General features: G+C 56.4%; 13 protein-coding genes. 11 read left to right on the top strand and 2 right to left on the bottom strand.

Annotated features, from left to right (window positions below; translation table 11 throughout):
• Positions 1–35 precede the first annotated feature (35 nt).
• Genes CFI10_RS12750 through CFI10_RS12730 form a run of 5 tightly spaced genes read left to right on the top strand, consistent with a single transcriptional unit; the run spans position 36 to position 5,516 of the window.
• Positions 36–1,763, top strand: a complete 1,728-nt coding sequence (locus CFI10_RS12750; RefSeq protein WP_206835010.1) for an ABC transporter ATP-binding protein — start codon at positions 36–38, stop codon at positions 1,761–1,763.
• On the top strand, positions 1,753–2,451 hold the full coding sequence (gene qhpE / locus CFI10_RS12745) for a subtilisin-like serine protease QhpE (RefSeq protein ID WP_091826701.1): 699 nt from the start codon (positions 1,753–1,755) through the stop codon (positions 2,449–2,451). The genes CFI10_RS12750 and qhpE overlap by 11 nt, the downstream gene beginning before the upstream one ends.
• Positions 2,444–3,799 carry a flavin-dependent monooxygenase QhpG gene (qhpG, locus tag CFI10_RS12740; protein WP_206835008.1) on the top strand — a complete coding sequence of 452 codons (1,356 nt, stop codon included), beginning with the start codon at positions 2,444–2,446 and terminating at the stop codon, positions 3,797–3,799. Before qhpE ends, qhpG begins: the two co-directional genes overlap by 8 nt.
• A complete protein-coding gene (sfsA, locus tag CFI10_RS12735; protein ID WP_206835006.1) occupies positions 3,789–4,511 on the top strand; it encodes a DNA/RNA nuclease SfsA in 723 nt (240 codons plus the stop codon). The genes qhpG and sfsA overlap by 11 nt, the downstream gene beginning before the upstream one ends.
• A 48-nt stretch (positions 4,512–4,559) precedes the next feature.
• Positions 4,560–5,516 carry a sensor domain-containing diguanylate cyclase gene (locus CFI10_RS12730; RefSeq protein ID WP_206835004.1) on the top strand — a complete coding sequence of 319 codons (957 nt, stop codon included), beginning with the start codon at positions 4,560–4,562 and terminating at the stop codon, positions 5,514–5,516.
• Between the two features lie 3 nt (positions 5,517–5,519).
• Here the strand turns inward: CFI10_RS12730 and CFI10_RS12725 are convergent, their stop codons facing one another.
• The gene (locus CFI10_RS12725) at positions 5,520–6,638 is read right to left on the bottom strand and encodes a GNAT family N-acetyltransferase/peptidase C39 family protein (RefSeq protein WP_206835002.1); all 1,119 of its coding nucleotides are present in this window, start codon (positions 6,636–6,638) and stop codon (positions 5,520–5,522) included.
• A 146-nt stretch (positions 6,639–6,784) separates the two neighbouring features.
• Here CFI10_RS12725 and CFI10_RS12720 point away from each other — a divergent pair, with 146 nt between their 5' ends.
• The 5 genes from CFI10_RS12720 to CFI10_RS12700 all read left to right on the top strand — a co-directional run bounded on the left by CFI10_RS12720 (position 6,785) and on the right by CFI10_RS12700 (position 12,220).
• Positions 6,785–8,284 (top strand): RimK family protein, encoded by a 1,500-nt coding sequence (locus CFI10_RS12720; protein WP_206834999.1) that lies wholly within the window; start codon positions 6,785–6,787, stop codon positions 8,282–8,284.
• A 15-nt stretch (positions 8,285–8,299) separates the two neighbouring features.
• Positions 8,300–8,713, top strand: coding sequence for a hemerythrin domain-containing protein (locus tag CFI10_RS12715; protein WP_206834997.1), 414 nt, complete (start codon positions 8,300–8,302; stop codon positions 8,711–8,713).
• Positions 8,697–9,404 carry a DUF2238 domain-containing protein gene (locus tag CFI10_RS12710; RefSeq protein ID WP_242529983.1) on the top strand — a complete coding sequence of 236 codons (708 nt, stop codon included), beginning with the start codon at positions 8,697–8,699 and terminating at the stop codon, positions 9,402–9,404. Before CFI10_RS12715 ends, CFI10_RS12710 begins: the two co-directional genes overlap by 17 nt.
• Before the next feature lie 93 nt (positions 9,405–9,497).
• On the top strand, positions 9,498–10,514 hold the full coding sequence (locus CFI10_RS12705) for an amino acid ABC transporter substrate-binding protein (protein WP_206834995.1): 1,017 nt from the start codon (positions 9,498–9,500) through the stop codon (positions 10,512–10,514).
• An 86-nt stretch (positions 10,515–10,600) separates the two neighbouring features.
• On the top strand, positions 10,601–12,220 hold the full coding sequence (locus CFI10_RS12700) for a GGDEF domain-containing protein (protein ID WP_206834993.1): 1,620 nt from the start codon (positions 10,601–10,603) through the stop codon (positions 12,218–12,220).
• A gap of 62 nt (positions 12,221–12,282) precedes the next feature.
• Here the strand turns inward: CFI10_RS12700 and CFI10_RS12695 are convergent, their stop codons facing one another.
• Positions 12,283–12,834, bottom strand: a complete 552-nt coding sequence (locus CFI10_RS12695; RefSeq protein ID WP_206834980.1) for a cysteine hydrolase family protein — start codon at positions 12,832–12,834, stop codon at positions 12,283–12,285.
• A 93-nt stretch (positions 12,835–12,927) separates the two neighbouring features.
• Here CFI10_RS12695 and CFI10_RS12690 point away from each other — a divergent pair, with 93 nt between their 5' ends.
• Entirely contained in the window at positions 12,928–13,905 is a 978-nt protein-coding gene (locus CFI10_RS12690) for a GlxA family transcriptional regulator (RefSeq protein WP_206834977.1), read from the top strand.
• The last annotated feature ends 16 nt before the right edge of the window (positions 13,906–13,921 follow it).

Raw genomic sequence — 13,921 nt, 5'->3', positions numbered from 1 at the left:
TTCGTTTATAAACAGGATGCAAGGAAAGGCTCACCATGCTGAATTGGCTGGTACGCGCCATCCACGCTCCGGACAAAAGCCGTCTGGAGCAGGGGTTTCGCTGGTTGTACAGCTTCGTCAAACCACAGCAGAAGGCAATTGCCGGCCTGTTGCTGTTGTCTTTTGTTGGTTCGGCGCTGGTGCTGCTGCAGCCTTGGCTGACCAAGCTATTGATTGATGACGGTCTGCTGGCCAAGGACTATGGCATGCTGGTCAAGCTGGCCGTGGCCATGATTCTGGTCGGCATTTTCGGCACCGCACTGTCCGGTCTGAACCGTTACCTGCACACGCGCCTGTCCGGGCGTATCCTGTTTGCCCTGCGGACCGACCTCTATGCTCACCTGCAGCGGCTTTCGCCCACCTTTTTTGGTCAACGCCGCATCGGTGATCTGATGTCCCGTATCGACGGGGATGTGGCCGAAATCCAGCGTTTTGCCGTCGATAGTCTGTTCTCGGCGGTGAGCAGTATCATCGGTTTGATCGGTGCGCTTGCTCTGCTGGTAACACTGTCCTGGAAGCTGTCATTACTGGTATTGATACTGATTCCGCTGGAGGTACTTTGGCTGCGTTGGATGCGGCGCAAAGTGGAGGTTAACACCCGCGAGTTGCGCGAGCGCTCGGCGGATCTATCCAGCTTTCTGGTGGAAACCATGCCGGCGATGAAATTCATCCAGTCCAGTGGCCAGGAAAATCGTGAGCGCACCCGACTCGGAGGTCTGAACGATGGCTATCTCAGCCAGTTGCTGCGGCTGCAGATTACCGAATTCTTTACTCAGGCGATTCCCAATACACTGACCTCCATGACCCGTGCCGCGGCTTTTCTGGTTGGTGGTTGGTGGGTGATTCAGGGGCAGTGGCAGCTGGGTTCGCTGATCGCTTTTTCCACCTATCTGGGGATGGCCACGGGGCCGGTAAACAGTCTGCTGGGCCTGTATGTTGCGATTCAGCGCATGAGCGTCAGCCTTAACCGCGTGAGCGAGCTGCGCCAGGCTGAGGCCGAAATTGAATCGCCACAGAGCCCGCGCGCGCTGCCACAGCCGCTGCGGGGCGAGCTTGAGCTTGAGCAGGTCTGCTTTGCCTACACTGGCCGAGATCCAGTGCTGGATAATGTGAGCGCCCGTCTGCAGGCGGGCAAAAAAATCGCGCTGGCGGGGGCCTCGGGAGCGGGCAAGTCCACTCTGATCGACCTGCTGCAGCGCCACTACGACCCACTACAGGGACGGGTATTGCTCGATGGCGTTGATATCCGCGAGCTCAGCCTGTCGGATCTTCGACGCACTGTTGCAGTGGTGTCGCAGGAAATTACGCTGTTCAGAGGCTCGCTCGCGGACAATCTGCGCTACGCCTGCCCGGAGGCCAGTGATGAACAGGTACGTGATGCAGCCCGTGAGGCTCAACTTGATGAGCTGATTGAACGTCTGCCGCAGGGGTTGGACACTCCGCTCGGCGAGCGCGGCCAGCAGCTGTCAGGAGGCCAGAAACAGCGCATCGCCATCGCGCGTGCGCTGCTGCAGCAGCCTGCTGTGCTGGTGCTGGATGAGGCAACGTCAGCGGTGGATGAAGCCACCGAACAGCAGGTCATTGCGGCTGTGGACCGGCTGTTTGCCGACCGCACACGTATTTTGATCAGTCACCGTCCCTCTACGCTGGCAGGAGCCGATCTGCGGTTGTTGCTGCAAAACGGCCATCTGAGTGAGATTGAAGAGGTGGTGGATGTCGGTTGAGCCGATTCGTATCGGGGTTGTGGATTCCGGCTATTCAGAGCAGCAAGCGGTGACGTCCAGTGCCGCCTTTGTGCTGCAGGATGGTCAACTCTGGCTGACGGAAGCGGAGCCTGATCAGTTGGGGCATGGCACTCGCATCATTGAAATCATCCAGCACCTGATGCCCGAGGCAACACTGTTCAGTGCGCAGGTATTCAGTGATCGATTGTCCACCACGGCTGCACAGGTGGCGGCTGCCATCGACTGGCTCGTGGAGCAGGGGGTACAGGTGATCAACCTGAGTCTGGGTTTAAGACAGGACCGAGCAGTGCTGAGGGAAGCCTGTGAGCGGGCCCTGAAACAGGGGGTTTTTCTCTGTGCGGCCAGCCCGGCCCGAGGGGAACCAGTCTATCCGTCTGCCTATCCCGGGGTGTTTCGCATGACGGGTGATGCCCGCTGTGATCGTGAACAGATCTCCCACCTGGACACCGAGTTTGCTGATTTTGGTGGCTGTGTCCGGCCTCTGGATAACAGTCGTGGGCAGTCGGGGGCCAGTATGGGGTGTGCTCACTTGAGCGCGTGGGTGGCACGTTGTCTCCAACGGAATGCTGTCAGCCTCAGCGAAGTGAGGGACTGGCTGGTCCAACAATCCAGCTACCAGGGCCCTGAACAGCGCAGAGGTGTCTATACAGGAGCAGAGGATGAATAAGTCACAGGTGCTGGTGTTGGGCGGTGGTCCTGCAGGGGGTGCGGTTGCGATTGGTCTTGTCAGATTGGGCTACTCGGTCACGCTGGTGAGCGAGCCGCGCCCCTTTGATGCGGTTGAGGGTATCTCCGATCGTGTGGTGCAGGGGCTGCAGGGTGCCGGATTTAATCTGGCACTGGAGCAGATGGCTGAACCTTCACCGCGGCGGGTAACCTGGAACGGTATCACCAGTGCCGCCAATACCGAGCGTCTGATTCCGCGTCAAGCCTTCGATCTGGCACTGCTGGATGATCTGAAGGCGCAGGGCATTCACGTGATTCAGGGACGTGTCACCGGCATTCAGCCCAATGCAACCGGGCATGTGGCCGAAGCCAGTCTGGTCAGTGGAGAGCAGCTGCAGTTGCAAGGCGATTTTCTGGTAGAAGCCCGCGGGCGAGCGGCCCCGGCAGCCGGCGTGCCCCGCGTGAAAGGATCGCAGACCGTATCCTTGCTGCAGTATTGGCAGGGGCCGGCGGATACACCCTGTTCGGCGGTACAAAGCTTTGCCGATGGATGGGCCTGGATGGCCCTGCGAGCCGATGGGCGCCGCTACCTGCAGCTGACACTGGATGTGGCCAGTGCCGATCTGCCGCCCAAGCGAGAACTGGGCGACTGGTGTCAGGCGCGCCTGAGTAAGCTTGAGCAGGCTCAGCCTTTTATGGCCGGCGCCGAACCGGCTGGCGAAGTCTATGCGCGTACCAGTACACCGGTTTTGTGTGAGCACAGTGTTGGTAATGACTGGATTCGAGTGGGCGATGCCGCAATGGCGGTGGACCCGCTCTCGGGCAACGGCATTTTTCAGGCACTGTCATCGGCCTTGCAGGCCCCGGCAGTGATCAACACGCTGATTAATCACCCGGAGCGGGCAGGTCTTGCCAAGCAGTTCCATGAGGCCCGGATTGAAGGGCTTTTTTACCGTTTTGCGCGCATAGGACGTGACTTTTATGCGCAGGAATCCCAGTGGCCGACCAACCCGTTCTGGCAGGGACGCAGCCAATGGCCGGATCAGGTCCCGCTGCATCTGGACGTGACGCCCGATCAGGTCAGCACTGGCGTGCGGCCTGTGGTGCAGGATGGGCTGATTCGTGAAGCGCAGGTGGTGATTACCCCCGACCAACCTTTGGGCATCTGGCATCTCAATGGGCTGGAGTTGGCTCCTTTACTTGAACAGGTCAGAGCACGACCCGATCTGACGCCTGCCGAGTTGCTGTCACGCACGCATGGCGCGGTGATGGGGGAGCGTTTGGCGCTGTGGATGTATCAGCAGGGCTGGGTTGACGACCCGAAAGGACAGTGTGAACATGAAGTTTGATCCTCCGCTTGAAGCCGTGACTCTGCTGCGCCGTTACAAGCGTTTTCTGGCGGATGTGCGCCGTGCCGATGGCAGTGAAATGACGGTGCATTGCCCCAATACCGGCTCAATGAAAAACTGTGTGTTGCCGGGTGTCGAGCAGCTTGCACTGATTTCCGACAGCGGCAACAGCAAACGCAAGTATCGTCACACGCTGGAGGCACTTCAGGTCGCGCACGGTCACTGGGCAGGCGTGAATACCAGCCGCACCAATGCATTGGTGGAAGAGGCGGTGCGTGCAGGTCGGATTCCCGAGTTGTCGCCGCTGACCGGTGTTGAGCGAGAAGTGACCTTCGGTGACAGCCGCTTCGATCTGGCGCTGGGAGAGCGCAAGCAACCGCATACCTTTATTGAGGTGAAAAATGTCACCCTGGGGCCGGGGCCTGATGATCCCGATGATGGCATCATCGCTTTTCCCGACTCAGTCACCGAGCGTGGCCAGAAACACCTGCTAACGCTGATGCAAGTCGTGGCGCAGGGCCATAGAGCCGTGCTGTTTTTCTGCGTGCAGCACACAGGGGCTGTAGTGGCCCGGCCGGCGGACGAGGTCGATGGTCGCTATGGAGAACTGCTGCGCATGGCGATCTCGCGGGGGGTTGAAGTGCTGGTCTGGCGCGTCAGCCTGTCAGCCGAGACCTTTATACTGGAACATTCCCTACCGTTGCAGGTATAAGGTAGAGTCGATTATCGTGATGAAACCTGAATTCTGTTGGAGATTGCCATGTCAGTAGCGGATGACTCAGCTGGCCAGGCGCTGGAAACGGACGCCAGTATCTACAAGACTCTACTGGAATCAACTCGGGCAATCCCCTGGAAAATCGACTGGAAAACCCTGCAGTTTGCCTATATCGGCCCTCAGATAGAGCCTCTGCTGGGCTGGAGTCAGGAAAGCTGGGTCAGCGTTGACGACTGGGCAACACGGATGCATCCGGATGATTGTGAATGGGTGGTCAACTTCTGTGTATCACAGTCACAGAGTGGCGTTGACCATGAGGCGGACTACCGGGCTCTGACAGCCTCGGGTGATTATGTCTGGATTCGTGATGTGGTGCATGTGGTGCGCGATGAAGCCGGAGAAGTAGAAGCCCTTGTCGGTTTCATGTTCGATATCAGTGAACGCAAGCGTACCGAGCAGGAATTGCTGCGCCTGCAGAAAGAACTGGAAGAGCTCTCACTGCGTGACGGCCTGACCGGCGTGGCCAATCGTCGCCATCTGGATCAGATTCTGGAACAGGAATGGGAACGGGCACAGCGTCACAACCAGCCGCTGTCATTGGCAATTTTCGATATCGATTACTTCAAGCAATACAATGACTGCTATGGTCATCTTCAGGGAGATGAGTGCCTGAAGCAGGTGGCGCAGTTGTTACAGGCTGCCATTCGCAGTGGTGATTTTCTGGCTCGCTTTGGAGGCGAGGAATTTGTCCTGGTTCTGCCGCAGACTGACCGTGTGGCGGCGCAGAGAGTGATACAGCGCTGTTATGAGCAGCTGGCCAAGGCAGGTATTGCGCACAGTGACTCCCCGATTTCCGAGCAGTTGACCTTCAGTTGTGGTTTGGGCAGTTGCCTGCCCGGTGCGATTGAAACCCTTGAAGCCTTTGTTGAACGAGTCGATCGCTCCCTCTATGAGGCCAAGCATCGCAATCGTAACGCGCTGGTGATCGCCGATACGGACTGAGTCTCACCTCGTGGCCTGTTTTGAAATGATCACCGCCGTTCGCAGCCCTTCCTTGCCAAAGCGCGCCATGCGCCAGAAATGATTGCGGGGCACCGGCACGTTCTGGATATCCAGCCGCGTTTTGTCATCCTCTTCATCCACTTCCGGATCATGCAGATACACGTAGTGGTTGTCGATGCCGGTCAGCACCACCCAGTGCGGGCTCTTTTGCCGACTGAAACGCCAGCTGCTGATCAGCATCAGAACAAAACGACCGGCTGACAGTGCCTGCTCGATGGCCTCCAGGCTGACCTCTTCTGCATGCTCGATGATGCCAGCCGTTTCGGTTTGCTGTTTGAAGTCCTGATGCACCAGCTCAAGGACTTCCTTTTTCAGTTCGGTTCGGACCCCGTGAATGAACAGGGGGCCTTCGCGGTTGATATACAGTTCCGCTCCGAAGCCACGTCGCCAAGCCGCCAGTGCCAGCCCTCGCGGGCCGCAGCCGCCGTGACCGGTTGTCATGAAAATGGATGTAGCTTCGCGCCAAATCTGAAGCTCCTGACGTCGGTCCATTACGATGGCCGGGTCGAGAGCCTTCATCGCCATCAACAACGAGGCCGGGCCGCAGGTAAAGGGCAGGGTCTGGCCATACCAGGGCACCATCCCCGGTGAGCGGGTAGTCAGGGCCAGTAGGCGCTTCTGGAGCCGGAGCGCAGGGGCGTGATCCTCGTAATAGTCTTCATACAGTCCAAACTGGCGGTAGCCCAGCTTTTCATACAACTGGATGGCACTGGCATTGTCGGTACGCACCTCCAACCGCAAGGCAAGACAGTCATGCTCCAGTGCGGCCTGCTCCGCCGCCTGCATCAGCTGACGGGCGATACCCTGTCCACGCATGCGATCGTCTACAGCCAGCGAATAAATACGTCCGAGCGAGGTGCCGCGGTGAAACAGGACCAGCACATATCCCACAAGGCCAATCGTTTCAGTACTGGCGGTAATCAGAGCACAGTGACCGCGCTTGAGCATCCAGCGAAACTGACGTCGGCTGATGCGATCTTCGCTGAAGGTCTGGTTTTCCAGCGCAACCAGTGCCGGCAGATCCTGCAGGCTGGCTGGGCGTAACTGAACACTGTCTGACATGGCTCTTACCACTCAAGGGAATGCCTCTAGCCTACTGCTGGAGCTGCCTGTAGAGCCAGTGGCAAGCAGAAATATTATTTGTCCCTGATTGCGCAACCGGACAATGCATTCCATAGTGACACTCAGGTTTACGTGCAGGGAATACCATGACCAAACTGAAAATTGTTGTAGACAAAAAAGAGGACTGGCAGGCGTTCTATCCCGCCGAGCAGTTGATGAGTGCCCATGAGTACCTGGCGCAAGGCAGTCGAAAGGACCGCACACCGGTTCAGATCATCAACCTGTGCCGCAACTATCGCTATCTGAGTTACGGCTACTACACCTCGCTGCTGGCTGAAGCGCGCGGCCACAAAGTGATTCCATCGATTCAGACCATTAATGACTTGGGGCGCAAGTCTGTCTACGGCCTGAACATGAAGAACCTGAACGAGCTGCTGGGCAAGCTGGTCAGTAAAGATGCGGTGCTGCGTCAGCAACTGGAAGCTGATCGACAGCTGGAAGTGACCATCTGCTTCGGGCAGACCCTGTTTGCCCCCTTGCAGGATCTGGCGCGGCAGATTTTCGAGCATTTTCCTTGCCCCATCCTGCATCTGACCTTCCGCAAGGGGGAAAGCTGGCAGATCGAAACATTGAAGGCGGGTAGTCTGAAACAGCTTAACAGTGCTGAAGAGGATCTGTTTGCCACTGCCATCGATACGTTCAGTCGCAAACTGTGGCGCAAGCCCACGGCACGTCGCAAATACCGGTATGATCTGGCGATTCTAGTGGATCGTGAAGAGGTGTTGCCACCTTCCGATCCCATGGCGATCAAACGTTTTATCCGTGCCGGGCGTCAGTTGGGCATCGATGTCAGCCTGATCGGCAAGAAAGATTTCAGCCATTTGGCTGAATATGATGGCCTGTTCATCCGTGAAACCACTTCAATCAGCAACCACACCTATCGCTTTGCCAAAAAGGCCGAACATGAAGGGCTGGTGGTATTTGATGACCCCACTTCGATTCTGCGCTGCTGCAACAAGGTGTATCTGTCAGACTTGCTGGCCACCAATGGCGTTGCGATGCCGGAGACCCACTTCCTGTTCAAGGACAGTAAAAAGGAGGTGCAGGCACTGGCCGAGTCTCTGACCTATCCGCGGGTGCTGAAGATCCCCGATGGGGCTTTTTCAAAGGGAGTGGTCAAAGTCAGTTCGCCGGAGGAGTTGCTGCGTCAGGCCGATGAGTATTTCAAACAGTCGGCCATTGTGCTGGTACAGGAATACATGTACACGGAATACGACTGGCGTATCGGCATTCTCAACAACAGGCCACTCTATGCCTGCAAGTACCTGATGACCCGTGGTCACTGGCAGATCTATAACCACAGCAGCGGCCAGGCCGAATCGGGTGGCTTCGAGACCCTGCCGGTGCATGAGGCGCCGGCGAAGGTGGTCAGAGCTGCGCTGAAGGCAACCAAATTGATAGGTGATGGCCTGTATGGGGTGGACCTGAAACAGTCCGGTGATAAGGTGGTGGTGATCGAAGTGAACGATAATCCCAGTATCGATTCCGGGGTAGAGGACCTCTATCTCAAGGACAGCCTCTATCGCATGATCATGGAAGAATTTCTGCGCAGAATGGAACGGCGCCGTCTCGGAATCGGTCATTGATTTGACAGGTGCGTTATGAAACGAGCCGAAGAGCTGAAATCCCTTTCCCGCGATCATCACCACGGGCTGGTGTTGGCAAAACGGGCCATGCAGGCTGCGAAAGAGTACAAGCCGGCGAAAATGGTTTGGGCAGAAGTGACCATGCACTTCAGTGACGTGCTGGAACCGCACTTCAAAATCGAGGAAGAAACACTGGTTGAGCCACTAAGAGAAGCCGGTGAAACCTCTCTGGTAGACCGGCTGGAAAGAGAGCACGCGCAGCTGCGTGACTTCTTTCAGCCGGGACAGACGCGTGGCTATGAAGAGTTGAAGGCCTTTGGTGAATTGCTCCAGGCACATATTCACTTCGAGGAACGCGAGCTGTTTGAAGTCGCGCAGAAGACACTCAGCCAGGAGCAGTTGGCCCAGGTGGATGCGGCCTGCCATTGACGCCATCGGCGGCACTGACTGGATGAACAGGTTGTATCTGGCTGACAAGGAGAGTGGGATGTCGCATGTTCACCAATCATCAGGCAGGCGGGGGCCCGCGCTCTGGGCGCTGGTGTTCTTGCCGGTCTTGTTCTGGTCGGCGTGGGAGCCGGCTGATCGCATTACCTGGGCGCTGGAAGTCCTGCCGGCCGTTGTTGGCGCCCTCATTTTGCTGTGTACGCGTCGTCGATTCCCCCTTACGCCGCTGTTGTACAGTCTGATTTTGTTCCACTGCATCATTTTGATGGTCGGTGGGCACTACACCTATGCCAAGGTGCCGCTCTTCGACCTGCTCAGAGAAATGTTCGACTGGCAACGGAATAACTATGACAAGGTGGGCCATCTGGTGCAGGGCCTAGTGCCGGCAATGATTGCACGTGAGCTGTTGATCCGGCTGAAGGTGATCCCGTCAGCGGCATGGCGCAACTTTTTTATCGTGTGCTTTTGTCTGGCGTTCAGTGCGTTCTACGAGTTGATCGAGTGGTGGGTAGCCCTGATCTCGGAGGAGGGTGCCGAGGCGTTTCTCGGTACTCAGGGCTATGTCTGGGATACCCAGTCCGATATGGCTTGGGCGTTGGCTGGCGCAATACTGGCGTTGGTGCTGATGAACCGATTGCATGACAGGCAGTTGCGGTCACTGGAGCCCCTGTAGACGAACGGCGGTGACACTTTTGCTGGTGCTGCTGAACTCTGCAGGTAGAATGACCTGCATCGCTGTTATGCGCCAAACGCCAAGGGTTCATGTATGCCGATTCTTCGCCGGTTTTGTTGTTATCTGATCGTGATGGCCATGAATGTCATGCTTCTGTCATCGGTGCATGCCGATACGTTGGATGAAGTCATGCGTCATGGTGATATTCGCTGTGGTGTTTTTCCGGATGACCCCGGTCGCAGTTCCATTGACACGGACGGAACCTGGAAAGGTTTTTATGTTGATTTTTGCCGCGCCACGGCGGCTGCGCTGTTCGGTGATCCCGAACGGGTGCAGTATGTGGAAGTTGATGCCACGACACGGTTTACCACTCTGCAGCAGCGCCAGACGGATGTGGTGATGTACAGCACGACCTGGACATTGGGTCGAGAAAACCGCTATCAGGTTGTGTTCCCGGCGGTATATCTCTTTGACAGCCAGGGCGTAATGGTCCGTGCCAACAGTGGCATTTCAATGCTGTCAGACCTGCAGGGCAAAACGGTCTGCGTGACTGAAAACACATCAACTCACAAAAACCTTGTTAATGCACTCGAACAGCAAGGTATTGACGCGCAAGTTCAGTTTTCCAATGGCGACAGCTTCTTTCGAGGTCATTGCGATGCGTACAGTGCCGATCGAATGAACCTGGCAACCAACCGCGCCAACCGTGCGGACAACCCGGCACACTATATTATCCTGCCTGAAACACTGTCTCGTGAACCTATAGGCCCAATGGTGCGGAACGATGAAACCCGCTGGGCGCGTGTTATCCGTTCCGTGGTCAACGCCACCATTCTGGCCGATCAAAAGGGCATAACCCAAAGCAACCTTGATCAGGTCTTGAACAGCACGGAGGATCAAGAAATTCTTAATCTGCTGGGGCAGCAAGGTGATCTGGCAAGCCAGTTGGGGTTGTCAAATGACTGGGCGCGCAAGGTGATAGCCAGTGTTGGTAACTACAGTGAAATCTACCAGCGTCACTATGGTCCTGATACGGCTATCGGGATGGAGCAGGGAGTGAACAAGCCTTGGTCGCGTGGTGGCTTGTTGTTTGCTCCCCTGTTTCTGTGAGCTCCAGCGCCGTTATGCAACAACCGCACACAAGCATAGGTACTCGACTGACACTGATCATCGGTACAATTTTCGGATTGTATCTGATGGCTGTATCAGCTGTTGGTTATGTGATGTTCCAGCAATACCAGGGGTTCAGTAACCTGGCAGATCGTGAGTTTGGCCGTGCCATGGCGGCCGCTGAACTTACCCGAGATGCAGAGATCATTGCTGCTGAAGTGTTTGAAATGATGGTGGGTAGCCGTCGCTCCATCAGTGCGGGCAGTCAGCGGACAGAGAATCTGGCTGGCCTTTACCGCTCTGCACGTGACCGACTGCAGCAGTTGTCGTCGTCAGCCGATGCCGATAGGGCAGCAAACAGAGAGCTTGATCGTTGGCAGGAGCCGTTTTTCCTGAGCCTGGGGCAGCTGGATCAGCGCCTTGAACTGGAAAAACAACTACAAACCGAGCATCTTCAGTTAATCGACACACTATTCATATTACAGCAACGGTTACCGCTGAGTGACTTCGGTGCGCAGTCTCCTAACCAGCAGCGTTTTATCAGTCATGCGCTGACCGCACTGGTTGCCGCTTCGTCAGCATTGAGTGCTGAACGTCCGGGGCATGTAGCACAACTGGAACGCGCTTGTGAGCAAGCGTTACAGAAACTGGCATTATTGCCACTTGAAGATGAAGAACTGCTCGAGCTGAGGCGTCAGCTTACCGAAGTATTGCCTGAAGCGTTCAGGAGCCGAGGACCGTTATTGAAGGCGTCGCGGGCAAGTTTGGCAACGGCGCGGGAAACCCGGGTACTGGCCCAAAAGCTGACAGGGGCAAGTTTCAGCTACCATCTGCAGCTGAAAGCGTCGGCTCAACAGGCCATTACAGACCACCAGAAGCTGATTCGCAGTTCGTTGTTTGGACTGTTGCTGGCATCATTGACTCTGCTCGCCATAACGTTCGGTGCCATTATGTATATCCGGCGCCATATCGTACTCCGGATAAATCGTCTCAATGCTGCAATGCAGGCACATCTGCAGGGTAAGCAGGTGCCTGTTCCTGAATCAGGCAGTGATGAAATCAGCACGATGGGGGCCAGCTTTGCGGTTTTCGTCGATGCTCGTCGCCAGGCAGAGCAGCAGCTGGAGCAGGCGAACATGCATTTGCAAAAGATGAATGCCGAGTTGGAGCGTTTGAGTACAACCGATGCCCTGACCGGCATACCCAACCGTCGCTCATTCGATCAACAGCTTGAACATGAGTGGCGACGGGCATTACGCGACGGCACTAGGCTGGCCATCGTGATGGCTGATGTCGATGTTTTCAAGCGCTTTAACGATACTTATGGGCACCAGGCGGGTGATGATTGCCTGCGTCAGGTGGCACAAGTGATGTCAGATCAGCTGAAGCGCAGCGGTGACATGATTGCGCGTTACGGGGGCGAAGAGTTCATCGTTCTTTTGCCGGGGCTGGATCTTTCCCACGCGAAACAGCTCGCCGAGCAATTAAGGGCTGCTGTGGCGGGGTTGAGGATTCCACACGCTCACGGGCCGACAGGACATGTCAGCATCAGTCTTGGCGTGGCCTCAAACAGGCCACACCTCAACATGCGCGTTGAAACCCTTATACACCACGCAGACAGTGCGCTCTATACGGCGAAAAGGCTGGGACGCAACCGGGTCTGTACAACGCCCGAAGATCCGCTTGAACAAGACACGGGCATATGAACGTTTGAGTATGCTCTTACCGCACTGACTTTAGATCGGTTTTGATGACACACATTGGATAATCAACGGTTCGACAACAATGCCTCGGTACTGACCACTTCAGCGTAGGCAAACGCCAGCGCGGCCATGAAGGTTGCGTGTACATGTTTGGCAGGAACATGTACCCCGTTGAACTCGGCATCCAGAGTGGCGCAGGCATCATGTACCACTGTATTGCTGTAGCCCAAATCGGAAGCGGCGCGGGTGATGGCATCGATACACATGTGGCTCATGGCACCGGTAATCACAAGCTCAGTAATGTTTTCACGCTGCAGCAACTGATGCAGTTCGGTGCCCTTGAAGCTGTTGACCTCGTTTTTCAGAATCTGGAATTCGCCGGTGATCGGCTGCAGACTCTTATGAGTCTTGGCCCCCTCACTGCCGGGCACGAAGAAGGGGGCTTCGGTTGACGGAAATTCATGTCGCACATGAACCACCGGCAACCCGCGCTGGCGAAAGTCCTCCAGGATGCGGGCAGTATTGGCAGCGGCGGCCTCTATTCCTTCCAGAGTCCACTTACCTTCGGGAAAATAATCATTCTGCATATCGACGATGATCAGTGCTGTGTTGCTCATGTGTGTTTCCTGTTGAATGGTTGTCGCCCATCCTAACCCTGTCTGTTAACCTGCACGGGTGGCATAACTGACAATAACAGGGTAAAAACTGACATGTCTCAGACCATTCTTGTCGCGATTGTGGTGATTCCCGGTACTGCACGTTCGGCGGTCTATGGCCTGATCGACCTGTTCCAGTCCGCCAATCGTATTCTTGCCGAACTGCAGCAGGCGCCGGACATCGCTTTCCAGACGGTATGCTGGCAGATCGAGCAGGACCCGCTGGCAACCCCGGAAATCATGGATATTCCGCCGTCTCTGATTATTGTGCCGCCGGTACTGGAAGGGCAGGCGTACCTTGAGCCACAGCCGGTTGTCTGCTCCTTTTTGCAGAACTGGCATCGACAGGGAACCGTGATCAGTTCTGCCTGTGCCGGGGCTTTTCTGCTTGCACAGGCCGGATTGCTTGAGGGGCGTAAGGCAACCACTCATTGGCAGCTGGAAGGTGCGTTCCGATATCAGTATCCATCTGTGGAACTGGATACCGATGCCATGCTGTTGGCCGATTCCGACCTGGTGACCGCCGGCGGCGTCATGTCCTGGATGGATCTTGGTTTGTACCTGATCGGACGCTATGTTCCACCCACCGTAGTGCAGGCACTGGGGCGATTCTTGTTGGTTGATACCGGCGCTCGCCAGCAGAGCTATTACCGCAGTTTCATACCGGTACTGGATCACAGCGATCGGGTAATACTGGGTGTCCAGCACCATATTCACCGCGAATATGCACAGCCACTAAGCGTCATTCAGATGGCGGAACTGGCCCACCTCACTGAGCGAACCTTTATCCGCCGTTTTCATAAGGCGACCGGGCTAAAACCGGGTGAGTATCTGCAGCAGCAGAGACTGCACAAGGCACGAGAGCTGCTGGAAAATACCGAGACAACAATAGAGCGGGTGGCCTGGCGGGTGGGATATGAGGATGTCAGTGCCTTTCGGCGCATGTTCCAAAAACGGACCGGGCTGACGCCAAGCCAGTTCAGAGAGCGGTTTTCCAACAGGGCAATAGATGGTGTGAAGGGAGCCGGATGAGATCAGGCTCCCGGTC

Source organism: Marinobacterium iners, assembly GCF_017310015.1.
Taxonomy (GTDB): domain Bacteria; phylum Pseudomonadota; class Gammaproteobacteria; order Pseudomonadales; family Balneatricaceae; genus Marinobacterium; species Marinobacterium iners.
Note: the sequence above shows the minus strand (reverse complement) of the source record. Positions and strands in the feature narration are given on the sequence as shown.